Annotated in this window: 15 protein-coding genes; 3 read left to right on the top strand and 12 right to left on the bottom strand. The window is 66.8% G+C overall.

Annotated elements, in window-relative coordinates; all coding sequences use genetic code 11:
* Nucleotides 1-81: 81 nt before the first annotated feature.
* Nucleotides 82-1,506 carry a PLP-dependent aminotransferase family protein gene (locus WI26_RS27095; RefSeq protein WP_059511553.1) on the bottom strand — a complete coding sequence of 475 codons (1,425 nt, stop codon included), beginning with the start codon at nt 1,504-1,506 and terminating at the stop codon, nt 82-84.
* A gap of 386 nt (nt 1,507-1,892) precedes the next feature.
* On the opposite strand from WI26_RS27095, the gene WI26_RS33155 reads away from it, so the two are divergent.
* On the top strand, nt 1,893-2,102 hold the full coding sequence (locus tag WI26_RS33155) for a hypothetical protein (protein ID WP_236849375.1): 210 nt from the start codon (nt 1,893-1,895) through the stop codon (nt 2,100-2,102).
* A 96-nt stretch (nt 2,103-2,198) separates the two neighbouring features.
* Here WI26_RS33155 and WI26_RS27085 read toward each other — a convergent pair whose 3' ends face one another.
* The 10 genes from WI26_RS27085 to WI26_RS27040 all read right to left on the bottom strand — a co-directional run bounded on the left by WI26_RS27085 (nt 2,199) and on the right by WI26_RS27040 (nt 15,252).
* Entirely contained in the window at nt 2,199-3,110 is a 912-nt protein-coding gene (locus WI26_RS27085; protein ID WP_069227917.1) for a hypothetical protein, read from the bottom strand.
* A 111-nt stretch (nt 3,111-3,221) separates the two neighbouring features.
* A complete protein-coding gene (locus WI26_RS27080) occupies nt 3,222-4,958 on the bottom strand; it encodes a site-specific integrase (protein ID WP_069227916.1) in 1,737 nt (578 codons plus the stop codon).
* 98 nt (nt 4,959-5,056) lie between these two features.
* Complete coding sequence (locus WI26_RS27075) at nt 5,057-6,322, bottom strand: MFS transporter (RefSeq protein ID WP_069227915.1); 1,266 nt, start codon at nt 6,320-6,322, stop codon at nt 5,057-5,059.
* 15 nt (nt 6,323-6,337) lie between these two features.
* The gene (locus WI26_RS27070; RefSeq protein ID WP_069227914.1) at nt 6,338-7,126 is read right to left on the bottom strand and encodes a peptidylprolyl isomerase; all 789 of its coding nucleotides are present in this window, start codon (nt 7,124-7,126) and stop codon (nt 6,338-6,340) included.
* Between the two features lie 9 nt (nt 7,127-7,135).
* On the bottom strand, nt 7,136-7,819 hold the full coding sequence (narI, locus tag WI26_RS27065; RefSeq protein ID WP_059511561.1) for a respiratory nitrate reductase subunit gamma: 684 nt from the start codon (nt 7,817-7,819) through the stop codon (nt 7,136-7,138).
* Between the two features lie 24 nt (nt 7,820-7,843).
* Nucleotides 7,844-8,539 carry a nitrate reductase molybdenum cofactor assembly chaperone gene (narJ, locus tag WI26_RS27060; protein WP_059511562.1) on the bottom strand — a complete coding sequence of 232 codons (696 nt, stop codon included), beginning with the start codon at nt 8,537-8,539 and terminating at the stop codon, nt 7,844-7,846.
* Entirely contained in the window at nt 8,536-10,071 is a 1,536-nt protein-coding gene (narH, locus tag WI26_RS27055) for a nitrate reductase subunit beta (RefSeq protein ID WP_069227913.1), read from the bottom strand. Before narH ends, narJ begins: the two co-directional genes overlap by 4 nt.
* The gene (locus tag WI26_RS27050) at nt 10,068-13,841 is read right to left on the bottom strand and encodes a nitrate reductase subunit alpha (RefSeq protein ID WP_069227912.1); all 3,774 of its coding nucleotides are present in this window, start codon (nt 13,839-13,841) and stop codon (nt 10,068-10,070) included. The genes narH and WI26_RS27050 overlap by 4 nt, the downstream gene beginning before the upstream one ends.
* A gap of 724 nt (nt 13,842-14,565) precedes the next feature.
* Nucleotides 14,566-14,757 carry a DUF2964 family protein gene (locus WI26_RS27045; RefSeq protein ID WP_059511565.1) on the bottom strand — a complete coding sequence of 64 codons (192 nt, stop codon included), beginning with the start codon at nt 14,755-14,757 and terminating at the stop codon, nt 14,566-14,568.
* A 15-nt stretch (nt 14,758-14,772) separates the two neighbouring features.
* Complete coding sequence (locus WI26_RS27040; RefSeq protein WP_059540905.1) at nt 14,773-15,252, bottom strand: universal stress protein; 480 nt, start codon at nt 15,250-15,252, stop codon at nt 14,773-14,775.
* 262 nt (nt 15,253-15,514) lie between these two features.
* Between WI26_RS27040 and WI26_RS27035 the strand changes: the two genes are divergently transcribed.
* Together WI26_RS27035 and WI26_RS27030 are read left to right on the top strand one after the other, a co-directional pair.
* Complete coding sequence (locus WI26_RS27035; RefSeq protein WP_059511567.1) at nt 15,515-16,276, top strand: 2-keto-4-pentenoate hydratase; 762 nt, start codon at nt 15,515-15,517, stop codon at nt 16,274-16,276.
* Nucleotides 16,277-16,407: 131 nt separating this feature from the next.
* Nucleotides 16,408-17,814, top strand: coding sequence for a 3-deoxy-D-arabino-heptulosonate 7-phosphate synthase (locus tag WI26_RS27030; protein WP_069227911.1), 1,407 nt, complete (start codon nt 16,408-16,410; stop codon nt 17,812-17,814).
* A 213-nt stretch (nt 17,815-18,027) separates the two neighbouring features.
* Here the strand turns inward: WI26_RS27030 and WI26_RS27025 are convergent, their stop codons facing one another.
* A complete protein-coding gene (locus WI26_RS27025; protein ID WP_059511569.1) occupies nt 18,028-18,864 on the bottom strand; it encodes an alpha/beta fold hydrolase in 837 nt (278 codons plus the stop codon).
* Nucleotides 18,865-19,107: the final 243 nt, after the last annotated feature.

Genomic DNA, 19,107 nt, shown 5'->3' with positions numbered 1-19,107 from the left:
ATGCCCGCCGTGGCGACACGCGATGGCGCCGCGGGCTGAATGCCCGCGGCGCTTTTTTTTTCAAGCTGCCGGCAGCGCGCTTCATCGCATGCACGAGGCCGCGAGCTTCCCGACCGCGATCACCGCCTGCTCGATCTCCGGTGACCACGGGCTGCTGTAGTTCAGCCGGATGAAGTTCCGGTAGTTGTCGGTGATCGAGAACATGTAGCCGGGGCCGATCGTGATTCCCTGCTCCAGCGCGAGCTGGTACAGCCGCATCGCATCGACCTGCACCGGCAACTCGACCCACAGCACGTAGCCGCCGGCCGGGCTCGAGATGCGCGTGCCTTCAGGGAAGAACCGCGACACCATCGCGCGCATCAGGTTCGCCTGCTGCGCATACGCCTTGCGCAAGCGCCGCAGGTGATGCTCGTAGCCGTCGCGTTCGAGAAACTCGGCGATCGCGAGCTGCGGCAGCGACGGCGTGGCCAGCGTGTTCAGGAACTTCAGTTTCTCGACCTGATCGCGATACCGGCCCGGCAAAGCCCAGCCGATCCGGTAAGCCGCCGTCAGGCTCTTCGAAAACGATGCGCAATGCAGCACGATCCCGTTACGGTCGCATGACTTCAACGTGCTCGGATGCGACTCACCGAAATACAGTTCGTTATACACACCGTTCTCGATGATCGGCATGTCGACGCGGGTCGCGAATTCCACCAGTTCGCGCTTGCGCTCGTCGGGCATCTGGAAGCCCAGCGGATTCTGAAAGTTCGGCATCACCATGCACGCGGCGATCGGCTGCGACTTTGCGATCGCCGCCAGCGCGGCGATATCGATCCCGTATTCCGGATGCGTCGCAACTTCGATCGCCTTCATCCCCATCCGCTCGATCGCGTGCAGCATCGCATAGAACGTCGGCGACTCCACCGCGATCGTGTCACCCGGTTTCGCGACCGCCTGCAGGCACAGGTTGATCGCCTCCGTCGCGCCGACCGTCACGATGATCTCGTTCGGGTCGACCGACATCCCGTTTTCCAGGTAGCGCCGAGCGATCTGCCGGATCAGGCGCGGATGGCCGGGCGGCAGCCCGTCGGTCACGCCCCACAGCGACTTGTCCCGGCCGGCCGCATACGCATAGCGGTTCAGCTTCTCGAACGGAAACAGGCTCGGATCCGGATACGGCGAACCGAGCGGCACGGCGTCGTCGGTGCCAATGGAGCGCAACGTCGACAGCACGAGCCGGCTCATGTCGACCGATGACGAAATCGCGATCGGCTTCGACGGCCGCAGCTCGCGCACCGGCGCATGGTTGTCGTCGCGCCGCAAGTTCACGAAGTAGCCCGACTGCGGGCGGCTTTCCAGCAGCCCGCGGCTTTCGAGCAGCAGGTACGCGTGCAGCACGGTCGTGATGCTGATCCGGTGCTGCTGGCTCGCCTGCCGCACCGACGGGATCCGGTCGCCGTGCCGGTACACACCCTGGCGGATCAGGCGTTCGATGTCGTCCGCGAGTTTTTCGTAGAGCTTCATCGCATGCTCCCCGCCGGCTGGCGCATGCGCGCCGCCGTCTCATGCGCGCCCGCTACGCGCGTGTGCTGCCCGCCAACCGGGCTGTCGTGATGCCTGATTGCGCCCTCCAGTTTTGCCTTTTCCATCGCCATGGCTCGCTTTTGAAGATGTGCCGGGCGGCCCGTGATGTCTGGGCTTGCGGCACTGTGCACTTGATGATGGAAGCTTAAGAGCAGAACAGTTGACGCGGAGTACACACATCGGATACGCCGATAAGAGTACAGTTCAGCGCAAACTCGCAATTTCGGGCGAACTGTACGTCTTACGAATTTGGTGTGGGCGCGGCAACAGGGGGCAATACGACGCGACGCGCAGCGCTGTTCGGCGCCCGCGCATTGAAAGGCAACGTGTTCCTGAAAATCGCCGGCAACGCGGGCGAAGACGAGATCCTGTTCGCACAGCGCTACAACGCACGCTTCAACCAGGACGTCGGGCTGTATGCGCCGTTCGCGTACGACGCGGCGCTTGCGGTGAGTGCAGGACGCCGCAAGGCCGATGCGGTTTCAACCTCGGCAGGCTCGTTGCGAACCTGCCGGGTGTGTCGGCCACGGACATGACGGACCGGGGAAGATTTCGTTCATTCGACGAACGCGGCGATCTGATCACGCCGCGCCGAATCAGTTGGCTGCCAGCAGCCCGGCAGCGGGCTGGCGTCATCGCGCCGCCTGTTGCCGCTGCACCTCCTGCGCTTTCATCTGCAGATACGCGCCGCGCTCGACTTCGTGCAGTTGCTTCGGATACTGCTCGGTCGCGTCGAACCAGCGCGCAAGGCGCTGGTCGAGCGGCTTGTCGAGCGTCGCGAGATACGCGTCGATCGCGAGGTAGTAGCGCATCGTGTTGCGCTCCAGCAATCCGCGCACGCCACCGATGTACTGCGGCTGCGTCGCCGATGCGCCGCTGGCTGCCGTGAATCCGACCTTGTCGCTGCCGACCGTCGCGAGGTAGGTCTTCATCGCCATGCGCCCGACGGCGCCGAAGCCGTATGCATACGTCAGGTGCAGGAACGTGCGCGACGCGCCGATCGGCACGGCCTCCAGCGCGATCCGGTAGTCCTTCGTGCCCATCGGACCACTGTCGGCGGTCAGGTCGACCTGAAAATAGTCGGGCGTCGCGGCGGCGACCCGGTAGCGGAACTGCACGCGATAGGTATCCGACAGCTTCTGCTCGATCTTGCGGCCGAGGTTCACGTCGAGCACCGGGCCGTCGCTGCCGGTCGACGCGTGACAATACTTCGTGTTCAGGTGCAGGATCAGCACCGCGCACCAGTTCGCGGGACCCTGCGCGGGATCGTTGAGCTTGCCGTTCACGACGGAAAACGGATAGTCGACCACCGCGTAGATGTCGCCCTTCAACGATGAAGACGCCTCGGCCGATTCGAGGTACAGCGGGCGGTGGAACGGATTGTTCTTCAGTTGCTCGCCGAGGCTGTGATAGCGGTCGAGCAGCGCCGCCGCACCGTCCGCGCCAAACGACAACGCACTCCAGCCGACGCACAGGGCCGCGACGAGCGCGTGCCATGCGCGGCGCGCGTATCGCCGTGCTTGTGGATGTTCGGATGTCTCCATTCTTGTGCTCCAGCGGTGCGCACGATGGTCGCGCGCCTGTTGCCATACGGAATACACCCTCTGACCGTCAGCGATACGCTGTCGTTCCGTTCAATCGAGCGCGCGCCGGATTCATTTGTCAGCCGAAAACGCGCTCGACATCTGCCTCGCCCGCTTCACATCGTCGCCGTGCAGATAAATCGACGTTGTCGAGATCGACGCATGCCGCAAGTTGTCACGCACCGTCGTCAGCTCCGCGCCGCGCGCGAGCGCATGCGTCGCATGCGTGTGACGCATCCAGTGCGGGCTGGCCTGGCGCAGCTTCTGCGCGAGCGACGGGTTGTCGTCATCGACGAGCGCGGCCGTCTGCGCGAAGAAACGCTGCATCACCTTCCACAGCCGCACGCTCGTGATGCCGGCCGCGCCGTCTTCCGCGAGGCTCGGAATCAGTGGGGTATCCGGCCGCCAGCGCACCGGCGTCACCGGCAGCCGCCGCGCGACCAGATACCGATCGAGCGCCGTGCGCGCGAGCGGCGGCAGCGCGACACGCGCGGCCTTGCTGCCCTTGCCGATCACCTTCAGCCACGCATCGCCGTGCGCGTCCGTTTCGATGTCGCCGAGCGTCGCGCCGACCAGCTCGCTCGCACGCAGCCCGGTCGCATAACCGAAATCGAGGATGAAGCGCAGGCGTTGCGCGGCGGCCGGCGTCCAGCCGGACTGTCGCGCGCCGGACGATGTGTCCTTGCGAAACTCGAGCCCGTCCGCGATCGTGCGCACAAGCAGCCACTCGCCTTCGGTGAACGCATGCGACGTATCCAGCGCATTCGCGCCGCGCGTATCGCGCACCTTGACGCCCGCGAACGGATTCGCGAGCAGATAGCGCTGCTCGATCAGCCAGCGGAACAGCGCGCCGAGGACCGACAGCGTGTAGGCGGCCGACCGCGCGGACAATCCGCCCGAAAACGGCCGCCAGTCCGGCGCGCCGCGCGGCCGCACCGGGCCGATCCAGCGTTCGTGCGGCGTCGGGTTGCGCAGGAACGCGCGATACGCGACCGCATCCTCGGTGGTCAGCGACGACAGCGCGCGCCCGCGCTCGACGATCGCCCACAGGATCAGCCGCTCGGCCTCCTTCCGGTACGCGCGGCGCGTGGCGGCCGATTCGTGCAGCGACAGCCACGCGTGCACGGCCGCGTAATCGTTGTCCGCGTCGAGCGTGCTGGTCGCGCGCGGCGCGCGAAACATGCCGTTCGAACCGTCGACTTCGTGCGGCAGCTTCAGGTGCTCCCAGGGCACGATGGCGCTGCGCGGCGTCGCCGCGATCAGCGCGCGCGCGCGCTCGGTCAGCTCGGGATGCGCGGAAAAGAACGCCTCGATGTGCCGCGCGCTCGCCACGCCGAGCCCCGCGATCGCGCGCCACCATTGCCGCCGCCTGGGAATCCGAACGGTCAGGTCGGCCAGCGTCGCGATCCCGTGCGCACGCAGCGCGACGACCGCGCGGGCGGGCAGCCACAAGCCGACGTCGTCGCTGATCTGCGGCACCGGCGCGCGCGCATGGCGCAGCAGGCCGATCGCATCGGTCGCGGCCTTCGCCATCTGGATGCGCTCGCTGTCGGCATGACCCAATTGCTCCGCGAGCTCGGGCCGCCCGGCCTGCCGCGCGACACGCACGAGACGGCGACGAATCCCGCCGATCACGCCGCGCGCCGACCGCCCTTCACCGAGACGATCGGGCAGATAGCGTTCGACCGCCTGGCGCACGGTCATGCCCGCGTACCAAGCGCGCAGCGCGGCCAGCTCGTCGGCGTCGGGAAAGCCCGCGGGCGCGGGCGGGGAATCGGGGGAAGGCGGTAAGGCAAGGCGCGATGTCATGGGCGCCAGTTTGACAGAACCACGGGCGCTCGAAAACGCCCGGCGTGCTGCAGGTTGCGTGCGCGATGCCGGTGGCGGCCGGCATCGCGCACGAACGGTCAGCCCGTCACCGGCGTGCGCCGCACCTCGGACACGTAGATGAGGATCAGCGACACCCATACGATTCCGTACAGGAACATGAAGCAGGTCGTGCGCACGCGCAGCAGATCGAGCAGCATGCCGAACAGGATCGGCAGCAGGAAGCCGCCGAGCCCGCCCGCGAGGCCCACGATGCCGGTGACGACGCCCATGTTGTCCGGGAAGTCGTCGGCGACGTACTTGAAGGTTGACGCCATTCCGAACGCGAACACCGCACCCAGCACGAAGGTCAGCGCAACGAAGCCTGCCGCCGGCATCGACAGATTCAGCGACGCGGTGCCGTCGATCGTGTGAATCACGAAGTCGGTCGCCGGGTACGACAGCAGGAACAGGCAGATCCACGCGACCCACAGCCCCCACCAGGTCACCGCATGCGCGCCGAAGCGGTCGGACAGCGCGCCGCCGAGTGCGCGCAGCACCGAGCCCGGCAACGAGAAACCCGCGGCGAACGCGGAGGCCATCACGAGCGACATCCCGTATTCGCTCTTCAGGTACTGCGGAATCCACAGCGACAGCGCGGTGAAGCCCCCGAACGTGATCGAGTAGTACTGGCAGAGTCGCCACACGCGCGGATCGCGCAACACCTTGAACGCGTCGAGCATCGACCCGCCCCGTTTGCCCGCACCTGGATCGGGCGCCGACGCGAGCCAGAAGATCACGGCCGTGACGAGCAATGCAACCGCGTAGACGCGCGGCACGAAGCGCCATCCATAGGCGGACAGCAGCAGCGGCGTGACGAACAGGTTGACCGCCGCGCCGCACGTGCCCGCGCCGAACACGCCCATCGCGAGCCCGCGACGTTTCGGCGGAAAGAAGCGCGCGACGTACGGCGTGCCGACCGCGAACGACGCACCGACGCAGCCGAGAAACAGCCCGATCACGAGGAACTGCCAGAGTTGCGTCGCGTAGCTGACGACGTAGACCGGAATCGCGCACACGACGAGCAGCACCGTCATCACGATGCGGCCGCCGAAGCGGTCGGTCCACGTGCCGAGCGGCAAGCGCATCAGCGCGCCGGTCAGCACGGGCGTGGACGTGAGCAGCCCGAATTCCGTGCTGTTCAACCCGAGATCGGCGCGCAGCTGCACGCCGAGCACGCCGAACATCATCCACACGACGAAACACACCATGAACGCGAGCGTGCTCGCGGCCAGCACCGACCACGCGCGCAGCGGGATGGCCTGGGTGTCGGCAGCCAGGCCGACGTTACTTTGTTGGGTTGCCATACGCAAAACCTCGTTTCATTGGACGAGCGGTCCGTTCGCGCCATCGAAGGTCACGCCTTCGACGCGCGCACCGGCCGCGAGTATCGCCACGTACTGCCGCATCGCCCGCTGCCGCACGCGTTCCGACAGGTACGCAGCGATCTGGCCGGCGGCCTCGTCGAACGGCACCACGTCGCCCGGCACGCGGCGCTCGATGCGCACGATGTGGAAGCCGAAGCGTGTGTTGACGAGTTTCGGCAGCACACCGAGCCCGTCCGTGTCGAACAGCGCGGCCTCGAATTCCGGCACGGTGTCGCCGCGCAGCAATTGCCCGAGGCTGCCGCCGACCTGCGCCGACGGACAGTTCGACGACGCGCGTGCGACCGCTTCGAACGTGTCGGGCGCAGCCACCACGTCGGCGAGCGCACGTTCCGCAGGCTGCCGCAGCGGTGCGAGCGGCACGCGGTCGGTCATCGCGAACAGCACATGACTCGCACACACGATGTCGCCCCGGCGAAAACGCGCCGGATGCCGCGCGTAGTAGCGCTCGCAATCGGCGCGATCCGGTTCGGGCACGTGCGTCAGCTCGCGTTCGAGCAACGCGTCGACCGCCGCGTCGTCGAGCGGTGCTTCTTCGTCGATCAGCGCGAGGGACACCGCGCGCTGCCGCAGCAATTCGCGCACCGCGAGCGCATGCCGTGCCGCATCGAGCGGATCGGGCACGTCGCCGTGATGCTCGGCCTCGGCCGCGATGGCCGCGTCGTCGATCGCCACGCCGTTGACCGTCAGCGGCGCGGTCGCGACTTCGGAGAGAACGTCGTTCATGTGGGCTCCTCAGCGCTTGCGCACGAGCTGGTACGGGCGGATCAGATACGCGACCGACGCGATGCCGCTCCAGATGTGCACCATCCGCGTGAACGGCGACACGAGGAAAATCGTGAAGCCGAGCAGGATATGCAGCCGGTACGTCAGCGGCACGCCGACCAGCAGGCTCGCGATGTCCGGCCGGAACGTGACGACGCCCTTCACGTAGTCGGTGAGCTGTTCGAACATCACGCCGTCCATGTGGCGCGTCGACAGCACGACGGTGCCGAGCCCGAGCGCGAGCTGCACCCACAGCATCAGCACGATCAGGATGTCGGACTTGCGGCTGTTCTTGCGGATGCGCGCGTCGCCGAGACGTCGCCAGATCAGGATCGTCAGCCCGATGATCGCCGCGACGCCGGCCGCACCGCCCGCCACCATCGCGACGAGCTGGTGCCCGGACGCCGACAGGAACGGCGACACGAGCCAGTGCGGTGCGAGGAAGCCGCCGAAGTGCCCCAGCACGACGACCAGCACGCCCCAGTGGAACAGGTTGCTGCCAAGCCGCAGCATGCCGTGGCGCAGCAGTTGCGACGAATCGCTCTTCCACGTGTACTGCTCGCGGTCGAAGCGGATCAGGCTGCCGACCAGCAGCACCGCCAGACAGATGTACGGGTAGATCCCGAACAGGAACTGATGCAAGTAAGCGTTCATGTCTTTCCCCAGTTGGGCCCGCGCTTATGCGCCGCGAGCCGGCCGCTTGTCGTGGAACCGCACCGTCTGCTCGGCCGGCGTTGCCGCGCCGACGAAGCGCACCGCCTCGTCCGCATACGACGCGTCGAGCGCGCGGTAGTCGTCGGCACTCGGCCGCTCGGCAGCGACGTCGTCGTCCGCCGCCACCGGTGCGTCGACCGGCGCGAGGCCGGCCATCGGCAGCAGTGCGCCGACGACGAAGCTGTAATGGCTGCCGCGCTGCGCGAGCTGGTCGGCCAGCGCGCGCAGGATCTCACCGGTCTCGCCGAGCAGGTTGCGCGCATCGGCCGCCGGCAGCCGCGACAGGTATTCGAGGAACACGGGCAGGTAGTCGGGCAGTTCGCCCGGGTTCAACGCCAGCCCGTGCCGCTCGTACATCTGCAGCAGGTCGACCATCGCCTGCCCGCGGTCGCGCGATTCGCCATGCACATGCTCGAACAGGTGCAGCGACGTCGCACGGCCGCGATCGAACAGCGCGACGTAGTTCTCCTGCAGCGTCAGCAGGTCGCGCTCGCGCACGTAAGCGAAGAAGCGGTCGAGACCCGCGCGAACCGGCTTCGGCAAACGCGCCGCTTCGCGCAGATGCGTTTCGATCGAATCGAGCACATCGACGAGCGTATCGTCCGGGTAGTCGAGCAGCGCCGCGAACGCTGCGTAGGTCGGATCGGTTGCGCTGCTCATCGCGATACCTCCTGGATCGGAATCGTTCGTGTGCCCTTCCCCTTCTTCGTGCCGAACAGGCTGGCCGACGAACGGCCATCCGAGCAACCGTTGCCGAACGAGAAACCGCACGACGAACGCAGGTCGTACGCGTTCTCCGCATACTCACGGTGCGTCGTCGGGATCACGAAACGATCCTCGTAGTTCGCGATCGCGAGATAGCGGTACATCTCCTCCACCTGCGCGAGCGACAGCCCAACCTGGTCGAGCACGCCGCGCGCATCGATGCCATCGACGTGGCGCGCGCGCATGAACGCACGCATCGCGAGCAGCCGCTCGAGTGCGAGCTTTACCGGCGCCTCGTCGCCGGCCGTCAGCAGGTTCGCCAGATAACGCAGCGGAATGCGCAGCGATTCGACGTCCGGCAGATAGCCGTTCATCCCGAGCGCGCCGCTGTTCGCGGCAGAGTTGATCGGCGACAGCGGCGGCACGTACCAGACCATCGGCAGCGTCCGGTATTCCGGATGCAGCGGAAACGCAATCTTCCAGTCGATCGCCATCTTGTAGGCCGGCGAGCGCCGCGCGGCGTCGAGCCATGCGGCCGGCACGCCGTCTCGCTCGGCTTGCGCGATCACGGCCGGATCCTCTGGATCGAGAAACAGCGACAGCTGCGCTTCGTACAGGTCCTTCTCGCTTTCCGCGCTCGCGGCTTCACTGATCCGGTCGGCGTCGTACAACAGCACGCCGAGGTAGCGGATGCGGCCCACGCAGGTTTCCGAGCACACGGTCGGTTGGCCGGCCTCGATGCGCGGATAGCAGAAGATGCATTTCTCGGCCTTGCCGCTCTGCCAGTTGTAGTAGATCTTCTTGTACGGGCAGCCCGACACGCACATGCGCCAGCCGCGGCACTTGTCCTGGTCGATCAGTACGATGCCGTCTTCCTCGCGCTTGTAGATCGAGCCCGACGGACACGACGCGACGCACGCCGGATTCAGGCAGTGCTCGCAGAGGCGCGGCAGGTACATCATGAAAGTGTTCTCGAACTGGCCGTAGATCTCCTTCTGCACGTTCTCGAAGTTGTAGTCCTTCGCGCGCTTCTCGAACTCGCCGCCGAGGATCTCCTCCCAGTTCGGCCCCCACTCGATCTTCTCGAGGCGCTGGCCGCTGATCAGCGAGCGCGGCCGCGCGACCGGCATCGCGCGCGTGTTGCCCGCTTCCTGGAGATGCGCGTAGTCGAACGTGAACGGCTCGTAGTAGTCGTCGATCTCGGGCAGGTGCGGGTTCGCGAAGATCTGCGCGAGCAGCCGCCACTTGCCGCCCAGACGCGGCTCGATCCTGCCGTCCGCACGGCGCTGCCAGCCGCCGCGCCAGCGATCCTGGTTCTCCCAGTCCTTCGGATAGCCGATACCCGGTTTCGTCTCGACGTTGTTGAACCACGCGTATTCCATTCCTTCGCGGCTGGTCCATACGTTCTTGCAGGTCACCGAGCAGGTATGGCACCCGATGCATTTGTCGAGGTTCAGCACCATCGCGATCTGTGCGCGTACTTTCATGACGTTTCTCCGGTGCGGACGTTCGACGTATCGGTGACGGCCTCTTCCCCGTCGAGCCAGTCGACCTTGTTCATCCTGCGCACGATCAGGAACTCGTCGCGATTCGAGCCGACCGTGCCGTAATAGTTGAAGCCGTACGACAACTGCGCGTAGCCGCCGATCATGTGCGTCGGTTTCAGCGCGATGCGCGTGACCGAGTTGTGAATGCCGCCACGCGTGCCGGTGATCTCGGAGCCGGGCGTGTTCACGATCTTTTCCTGCGCGTGGTACATCATCACCATCCCGGACGGAATGCGCTGGCTCACCACGGCCCGCGCGCACAATGCGCCGTTCGAGTTGTAGCACTCGATCCAGTCGTTATCGACCGCGCCGATCGCCTTCGCGTCGTCCTCCGACATCCACACGATCGGGCCGCCGCGCGACAGAGTCAGCATCAGCAGGTTGTCCGTGTACGTGCTGTGAATGCCCCACTTCTGGTGCGGCGTCAGGAAGTTCAGCACGCGTTCGGGGTTGCCGTTCGAGCGCTTGCCGACCATGTGCGCGTAGCTGCCCGTGTCGATCGGCGGCTTGTACACGCACAGCGACTCGCCGAACGCGCGCATCCACGCGTGATCCTGGTACAGCTGCTGACGGCCGGTCAGCGTGCGCCACGGCACCAGCTCGTGCACGTTCACGTAACCGGCGTTATACGACACGTGCTCGGACTCGATCCCGCTCCACGTCGGCGACGAGATGATCTTGCGCGGTTGCGCCTGGATGTCGCGGAAGCGGATCTTCTCGTCCTCGCGCGCCGCGGCCAGATGCGTGTGGTCGATGCCGGTGATGCCGGACAGCGCACGCCACGCCTTCACCGCGACTTCACCGTTGGTCTCCGGCGCGAGCGCGAGGATCACCTCGGCCGCGTCGAGCGCGGTATCGATGCGCGGACGCCCGTGCGTTGCGCCGTCGGCGACCTTGTAGTTGAGCTCGCCGAGCAGCTTCACTTCGTCCTTCGTATCCCAGCCGATGCCCTTGCCAGCGTTGCCGAGCTTGTCCATCAGCGGGCCGAGCGACGTGAAGCGTGCATAGGTGTTCGGGTAATCGCGCTCGACGGCGATCACCGCCGGCATCGTGCGGCCCGGCACCGGCTCGCATTCGCCGCGTTTCCAGTCCTGCACGTCGAACGGCTGCGCGAGTTCGCCCGGCGTGTCGTGCGCGATCGGCGCGAGCACGACGTCGCGTTCGACGCCGAGGTGCCCGTCGCACAGTTCGGAGAAGCGCTTCGCGATCCCCTTGAAGATCTCCCAGTCGCTCTTCGATTCCCACGCTGGATCGACCGCCGCCGACAGCGGATGGATGAACGGGTGCATGTCGGACGTATTCATGTCGTCCTTCTCGTACCACGTCGCGGTCGGCAGCACGACGTCCGAATACATGCAGGTGGTCGACATCCGGAAGTCGAGCGTGACGAGCAGGTCGAGCTTGCCGCGCGGCGCTTCGTCGCGCCACTTCACTTCCTCCGGGCGCACGCCGCCCGTCGCACCGAGGTCCTCGCCCTGCACGCCGTTAGTCGTGCCGAGCAGGTGCTTCAGGAAATACTCGTGGCCCTTGCCCGACGAGCCGAGCAGGTTCGAGCGCCACACGAACAGGTTGCGCGGGAAGTTGTCGGGAGCGTCCGGGTCCTCGCACGCCATTCGAAGCGTGCCGGCCTTCAGCTGTCGCGCGACGTCGGCGCCGGCCTGCGCGGGATCGCCGAGACTTGCGCCGACTTTCAGCGGATTCACCGCGAGCTGCGGCGCGGACGGCAGCCAGCCCATCCGTTCGGCGCGCACGTTGTAGTCGATCGGCGAACCGTGGAACTGCGTCTTGTCCGCGAGCGGCGACAGCAGCGCGCCCGGGTCCATCGTGTCGTAGCGCCACTGATCGGTGTGCGCGTAGAAGAACGACGTCGCATTCATGTGGCGCGGCGGACGATTCCAGTCGAGCGCGAACGCGAGCGCGGTCCAGCCCGTCTGCGGACGCAGCTTCTCCTGGCCCACGTAATGCGACCAGCCGCCGCCCGGCTTGCCGACGCATCCGCACATGATCAGCGTGTTGATGATCGCGCGGTACGACATGTCCATGTGGAACCAGTGGTTGATCCCCGCGCCGATGATCACCATCGACTTGCCTTGCGTCTTGTGCGCGTTCTCCGCGAACTGCCGCGCGACCGAGATCACGTCCGCGCGCTTCACGCCCGTGATCGTTTCCTGCCAGGCCGGCGTGTACGGCAGATCGTCGTCGTAGCTCGCGGCCACGTCGCGCCCGCCCAGCCCCTGGTCGAGCCCGTAGTTCGCGACGAACAGGTCGTAGACGGTCGCCACCAGCATCTCGCCGTCGCGCGTCGCGACGCGCCGCACGCCGATCCGGCGCGACAGCTCGGAGCCGTGCTGGGTCGAGTTGAAATGCGCGTGCGGCTGGTTGCCGAAGTACGGGAACAGCACGTCGACCACGTCGTCATGCGCGGCCGTGCACGACAGCCGCGGCGACAGTGCCGCGCCCTTCGACGTCTCGCCACGCAGGTTCCACTTGCCCTTGTCGCTCGATCCGTCCTTGGCCTGTTGCCCCCAGCGGAAGCCGATCGAGCCGACCGGCACGACGAATTCGCCGGTCGCGTCGTCGATCATCACAGTCTTCCAGTCCGGATGCGCGGCCTCGTCGAGCGCGTTGTCGAAATCGGACGCGCGCACGAGGCGCTCGGGCACGTAGCCGTCGCCGTGCGGCACGAGGCGCACGAGCGCCGGCATGTCGGTATAGCGCTTGCAGTAATCGATGAAATAGTCGCTCTTGCCCGCGAGGTGGAACTCCTTCAGGATCACGTGCCCCATCGCGAGCGCGAGCGCCGCGTCGGTGCCCTGCTTCGGATGCAGCCACAGATCACCGAACTTCGCACCTTCCGCATAGTCGGGAAACACCGACACGACCTTCGTGCCGCGATAGCGCGCCTCGACGAGGAAGTGCGCGTCGGGCGTGCGGGTCTGCGGGACGTTGGAGCCCCACATCATGATGAACGTCGAGTTGTACCAGTCGGCCGATTCCGGCACGTCGGTCTGCTCGCCCCAGGTCTGCGGCGACGCGGGCGGCAGGTCGCAATACCAGTCGTAGAAGCTCAGGCACACGCCGCCGATCAGCGACAGGTAACGCGAACCCGCCGCATACGACACCATCGACATCGCCGGGATCGGCGAGAAGCCGACGACGCGATCGGGGCCGTGCCGCTCGACCGTGTAAACGTTTGCGGCCGCAACGATCTCGTTGACCTCGTCCCAGCTCGCGCGCACGAAGCCGCCGAGCCCGCGCCGGCTCTGGTACGAGCGCCGCGCGTCGTCATCCTCGACGATCGAGCGCCATGCGTCGACGGGGGCCAGCGTGCGGCGGCGTTCGCGCCACAGCTTCACGAGCGCGCTGCGCACCATCGGATGCTTGAGACGGTTCGCGCTGTACAGATACCAGGAGTACGAAGCGCCGCGCGAGCAGCCGCGCGGTTCGTGGTTCGGCATGTCGGGGCGCGTGCGCGGATAGTCGGTCTGCTGGGTTTCCCAGGTGACGATCCCGCCTTTCACGTAGACCTTCCACGAGCATGAGCCCGTGCAGTTCACCCCGTGGGTCGAGCGGACGATCTTGTCGTGCTGCCAGCGCAGCCGATAGCCGTCCTCCCATTTTCGGTCCTCGTCCGTGACGGCGCCGTGTCCGTCGGAAAATGTTGGCCTTGTGTTGGAGAAATAACGCAATCTATCCAGGAAATGGCTCATGGGGATCTCGTTTTTTTCCGGTCTTTTGGCAGACCCTGATTATTTAAGGAGGTGGAATACCGGTTGTAAAGGACGATCGGATTTTCGGTATTCCGTCTTTTCTCAGGCTTTCCGCCCGGGTCAAATCGATTGTCTTTCGGATCGACGTATCACGACTTGATACAAATCACGATATCTTTCATCGGTGCGCAACGCCACTAAATGGGGAACGATGCCGGGTGACGTCAGCCATGCGAGGTGCGAAGTGCGGGCAATCGCGGTTTCGCGCGTGCCCCCCATGCGCCGCGCAGCATCGAATGACCGGCGACTGCCGGCGGAAATCGCCTGCCTGCGCCGGTTCGTTTATTGAGGAATGCGCAACACGTCGACGTCATTCCGACCGCCGGTCGGTCACGCCATTGCATATGGAAAGCGCATTTTCATGACGTGACGTGACGCGCTTTGTCGCGCCCTTCGGCGCGAACGACGCATTTCGCACTCGGCGGCAACGGCCGCGCCTGCGTCGCGACGAAATGTGCGACGCCGTCAGGTATTCAAGGGAGATACGGCAGAGAAACGCTGTGCGACCGAGGTGTCGAAGCAGCGCACAACGGCGGCTGGAGAGAAACGACGCGAATGCGCCGGGTGCGGCAAATGGGCGTGGGCCCGCAGAAGCGGCGGCATGGCGAGCAAGAACCACGCGCGCCGGGCACCGCCGAGCGGCGGAACCGACGCGCGCCGCACGTCATCCCTCGCCCTTCGGCCCCGGGTTGAGCATCACGACAAAGCAGGCCACGCCGACGATCAGCGCGACCGCGCCGCCGCGCAGCGCGATCGTTTCGTCGAACAGCAGGCCGGTCACCACGGCCATCATCCCCGCGAGCGACACGAACACGGCGATCGCCGCGACGACGATCCGGTATTGACGACGTATCATCGCGCGCCCGCCGCGTCAGGCTGCCGCGGCGGAAGCCGGCTCGCCCGCATCGTCGCCGCGAATCAGCAGCACCGGGCACTTCGAGCCACGCACGAAGCGCTCGGCGACGCTGCCGAGCAGTACGCGCCGGATGCCGCGCCGCCCGTGCGTGCCGACCACCGCGAGATCGATCCCGCGCTCCTTCACGTAACGCTGCAGGCGTTCCGCGACGTCCTCGCCGATGCTCTCGGTTTCGACGAGTTCGGCCTCGCCCTTCGCACCGGCCCGCGCGATGACCTGTTCGGCTTCACGCAGCACCTTGCGCCCGTCGTCGCGGATTTCCTCGAGCAGCGCATGCGGATCGAAACGCCCCGCGTACGTGAACAGCACCGACTTGTCGACGACGTACACGACGCTGACGTGCGCGTCGCCCGCCAGCGCCACCTTCACTGCCTCGGCAAGCGCCTGTTTCGACGAAGCGCTGCCGTCGACGGCCACCATGATCTTCTTGTACATGCGAACCTCGCTGGGGTGAGTTGCCGCGCGCGGTCGCGTGCGGCCATGTCCCCATCATCGGCGGACGGCCGGCTCAAAGCTTGACGGCGATCAAGGCTCGCCAAAAATGCGGCGTGCGGCAAAGCGCCACGCGCAAGACGGCGCGCCGCCCGCAGGCCGCGCCGTGCGACCGGGCGGCCATGCCGCCGAAGGCGCTATCATCGACGTTGCAACCCTCGTCCGGCCCTTTTTTGCCGGCTCACTTTCAATTCGCTCAACCGACATGACAACGACTACCGAACGCGTGGACGGCGCCGCCCAGCATCTCGTCGCCGCCCGCCATGCCGGCGTGCCCGGCCCCCTGCTGCCCGACGCCTTGCGCCCCGAGAGCGTCGATACCGCGCTGGCGATCCAGCATCGCGTCGCCGACCTGCTCGGCGAAGCCATCGGTGGATGGAAATGCGCGCTGCCGCCGCCGGATCGCGTGATCGTCGCGCCGATCTTCGCGTCGACGATCCGCGAAGCCGATGCGCCATACCGCGTCGTAGGCGGGCCGATCGTGCGGATCGAGCCGGAGATCGCGTTTGTGCTCGATCGCGACCTGCCTGCCCGCGCGCAGCCATACGACGAGAACGACGTGCGCGGCGCGATTCGCGAAGTGCGCATCGTGCTCGAGGTGCTGGGTTGCCGCTATGCGGAGCCCGCACGCGCGTCGAAGTTCGAACTGCTCGCCGATGGGCAGTTCAACCAGGGATTGTGCGTGGGCCCCGTCGTGCCCGACGGATTGAACGTGCCGCTCGAGACACTCGCGCTGTCGTTCGAGGGCGCGCTGAATCGCACGATCGACGGCCGTCATCCGGACGGCGATCCGCTCAAGCCGCTCGTATGGCTCGTCAATTTCCTCGCATCGCGCGGCGACGGCGCCCGTGCCGGCCAAATCGTGACGACCGGCTCGTATGCGGGCGCGATCGACGTACCGCTCGGCGATGTGCTGACGGTGCGCTTCGGCGAACTCGGCAGCCTGTCGGTGACGCTGACGGCCTGACGTTCAACGGCGGCGGCGGCCTGTGCGTAAATCACGGCGCAGGCCGCCGCCGGGCCCGGCTTCCGGCGCTGCGTGATACCGTTGCACATCGCCCGTCACGCACGAACCGCGTGCCTCTCTCGCCATTCGCCATGCCGCCGACCCCGTTGCCTGCCCTGCTGGACGAAGTCCTGAGAACCGTCGATCGCCGCTATCGGCTGCCGCCGTTCGTGCGCGGATCGTCGCTGACCGACGCCACGAACCCAGCCGCCCTCATCGCCATCGTGATCGAGGAAGCGCGCCGGATGCAGGCCGACGGCCTCACGCCCGCCCCGGCATTGCAACGGCGTTTCATCGACGCGCTCGCGCGGATGATCGGCGACGCGATGGACGCGCAATCCGGCGACCCCGCATTCCAGGCCGCGGTGCTTCGACATGGTGTCGCGGCCGTGCGCGAATACGCATCGCTCGCCGCGCATGCCGAGCAGGATCGGCGCACGCTGCGTTCGGCCGTCAACACGATCGCGCATCCGGCCCGGCTCGAACGGCATGCGCAGGCATGGCAACGCGAGCCGCTCGCGCGGCTGCATGCGGCAGCGGCCGGCGCGTCGTGGGACGATCTCGATGCCGCGCTGCGGCACTTGCTCGCGCAACCGGAGATGGCGACCGACACCGCGTTCGAACAGGACATCGCCAAACTGAAGGAGAGCGCCGCGCTCGCCCGGCTGCAGCGTCTCGATGCGCTGTCGCCGGATCCGGACGTCCGGCAGTACCGCGCGCTATGGAGCCGCCAGGGTCCGCTCGAAGGCAGCGCGCGCGCCGTCGCGCAAGGCGTCACGTCGCAACAGCGGGGTGCGGCCGTCGAAGCGCTGGCCGCGCGTGCGCTCGATGCGCTGGCCGCACAACTCGATGCGCGCGACGCGCACCGCACGTATCGCGTGGTCACGTCGATGCGCGTGCCGGCCTCGATACCCGGCAAGCACGACCGCGCGAAAACCGAGTGGGATGCGGTGTTGCTGGTGCGCGCGCGCGGCGACGATCCGTCGGCCGCGTGGCACGTCCTGTTTCTCGTCGAAGCGAAAGCGTCCGCGGATGCCGCGACCACCGACCTGCCGCGCCTGCTGCGCGGCCTGAGCCTGCTCGCGCAAGCCGATCCGGACACCGTCTATGTGTTCGACACGCGCGAAGGCGCGGTACGCCTGCACGGTACTTCGCTGCACGCATTGACGATCGACGACGCGGCACTGCAGCGCGAGGTGCTGTACTGCTGCGATGCATCGGCAGATCCTGCGCCGCGCCTGCTTGGAGCCGCAAGCCGGATGCAGTTGCTGTCGGCGCCGGCGAGCCTCGAATATGCGAGCGCGCTGGCGCAGCATGCGGATGCCGATCCGCTCGGCCTCGGCGCAGTCTGGCAAGCGCTGCTCGAACTGCCGTCGTGGCGCGCGGTGCTGCATCAGTACGAATCGCTGCGACAGGTTCGGGCGCTGATGGTGAGCGTCGACGATCTGATGGCCGCGATCGAAGGCGATGTCGGCGACAGCGCCGCAAACGAAGCGTGATGGGTGACGCGTGCGGCGCGCCCTGGCTGCACGCGTGATGCCGCCGACGCAGCGGCGCAGCGACTCAGCAGCAAGAAGAGGCCACGCAGGCGCAAGTCGACACGCCCCCCGCTCCGTGCGACGCACAGGATACCGAAGCAAACCGGAGCCGCGGCGACCAATGTGACAGGCCAGCTCGGCGCAGCCCGCGAAAGCGGGCATGCGCCGATGGCGTTACGACTCGATGAAGGCCAGCAGATCGGCGTTCAGAACGTCTGCATTGACCGTCAACATCCCGTGCGAATAGCCCGGATACGTTTTCAGCGTGCCGTTCTTCAGCAGCTTGACCGACTTCAGCGCCGAATCCGCGATCGGCACGATCTGGTCATCCTCGCCGTGCAGCACGAGCGTCGGCACCGAGATCGACCGCAGGTCTTCGGTCTGGTCTGTTTCCGAGAACGCCTTGATGCCTTCGTAGTGCGCCTTCGCGCCGCCGATCATGCCCTGGCGCCACCAGTTCTGGATCACGCCCTGGTGCACCACCGCGCCCGGTCGGTTGAAGCCATAGAACGGGCCCGAGGGCACGTCCAGGAAGAACTGCGCGCGGTTGTCGGCGAGCGCCTTGCGGAAGCCGTCGAAAACCTCGAGCGGCAGGCCTTCCGGATTTGCGTCCGTCTTCAGCATCAGCGGCGGCACCGCGCTGACCAGCACCGCCTTCGCGACGCGTCCGGCCGGCTCGCCGTGCCGGGCCACGTAGCGCGCGACTTCGCCGCCGCCGGTCGAATGCCCAATATGGACCGCGTTGCGCAGGTCGAGCGCTTCGACCACCGCGAACGCGTCCGCCGCGTAGTGATCCATGTCGTGACCGTCGGAAACCTGCGCCGACCGGCCATGGCCGCGGCGATCGTGCGCGACCACGCGATAGCCCTTCTGAACGAAGAACAGCAGTTGGGCATCCCAGTCGTCGGAAGACAGCGGCCAGCCATGGTGGAACATGATCGGCCGTGCATCCTTCGGGCCCCAGTCCTTGTAGAAGATGTCGACGTTGTCCTTCGTGGTGATGTACGGCATGGCTGCAGGCTCCTTTGGGGTAGGTGAACATCGCGTGCCGGCCGTCCATCCGGGCGGGTGTCGGTGACGAACCTCGGCGCGGTGGTACACCGCGTCGGTCGACGCAGCACCTCAGTGTTGTAGCGGAAAACCGCGACCGTGTCATGAAGCGAATTGCATGCCGCCATGCTTCGGCCCCCTGAGGGCAACCGCGACGTGCGGCAATGTCGCGCGAACTGCCATGCCGCGTGGGTCACCGGTCCG

Origin of the sequence: Burkholderia diffusa (assembly GCF_001718315.1) — a bacterium.
In the GTDB taxonomy this organism is placed as follows: domain Bacteria; phylum Pseudomonadota; class Gammaproteobacteria; order Burkholderiales; family Burkholderiaceae; genus Burkholderia; species Burkholderia diffusa_B.
Note: the sequence above shows the minus strand (reverse complement) of the source record. Positions and strands in the feature narration are given on the sequence as shown.

Excerpts from the sequence above, each read along its gene's own strand:
- WI26_RS27045 (WP_059511565.1), bottom strand. The coding sequence starts at position 14,757 with ATGATACGTCGTCAATACCGGATCGTCGTCGCGGCGATCGCCGTGTTC.
- narI (WP_059511561.1), bottom strand. The coding sequence starts at position 7,819 with ATGAACGCTTACTTGCATCAGTTCCTGTTCGGGATCTACCCGTACATC.
- WI26_RS27080 (WP_069227916.1), bottom strand. The coding sequence starts at position 4,958 with ATGACATCGCGCCTTGCCTTACCGCCTTCCCCCGATTCCCCGCCCGCG.
- WI26_RS27025 (WP_059511569.1), bottom strand. The coding sequence starts at position 18,864 with ATGCCGTACATCACCACGAAGGACAACGTCGACATCTTCTACAAGGAC.
- narJ (WP_059511562.1), bottom strand. The coding sequence starts at position 8,539 with ATGAGCAGCGCAACCGATCCGACCTACGCAGCGTTCGCGGCGCTGCTC.
- WI26_RS27050 (WP_069227912.1), bottom strand. The coding sequence starts at position 13,841 with ATGAGCCATTTCCTGGATAGATTGCGTTATTTCTCCAACACAAGGCCA.
- WI26_RS27035 (WP_059511567.1), top strand. The coding sequence starts at position 15,515 with ATGACAACGACTACCGAACGCGTGGACGGCGCCGCCCAGCATCTCGTC.
- narH (WP_069227913.1), bottom strand. The coding sequence starts at position 10,071 with ATGAAAGTACGCGCACAGATCGCGATGGTGCTGAACCTCGACAAATGC.
- WI26_RS27075 (WP_069227915.1), bottom strand. The coding sequence starts at position 6,322 with ATGGCAACCCAACAAAGTAACGTCGGCCTGGCTGCCGACACCCAGGCC.
- WI26_RS27070 (WP_069227914.1), bottom strand. The coding sequence starts at position 7,126 with ATGAACGACGTTCTCTCCGAAGTCGCGACCGCGCCGCTGACGGTCAAC.
- WI26_RS27030 (WP_069227911.1), top strand. The coding sequence starts at position 16,408 with ATGCCGCCGACCCCGTTGCCTGCCCTGCTGGACGAAGTCCTGAGAACC.
- WI26_RS27095 (WP_059511553.1), bottom strand. The coding sequence starts at position 1,506 with ATGAAGCTCTACGAAAAACTCGCGGACGACATCGAACGCCTGATCCGC.
- WI26_RS27085 (WP_069227917.1), bottom strand. The coding sequence starts at position 3,110 with ATGGAGACATCCGAACATCCACAAGCACGGCGATACGCGCGCCGCGCA.
- WI26_RS27040 (WP_059540905.1), bottom strand. The coding sequence starts at position 15,252 with ATGTACAAGAAGATCATGGTGGCCGTCGACGGCAGCGCTTCGTCGAAA.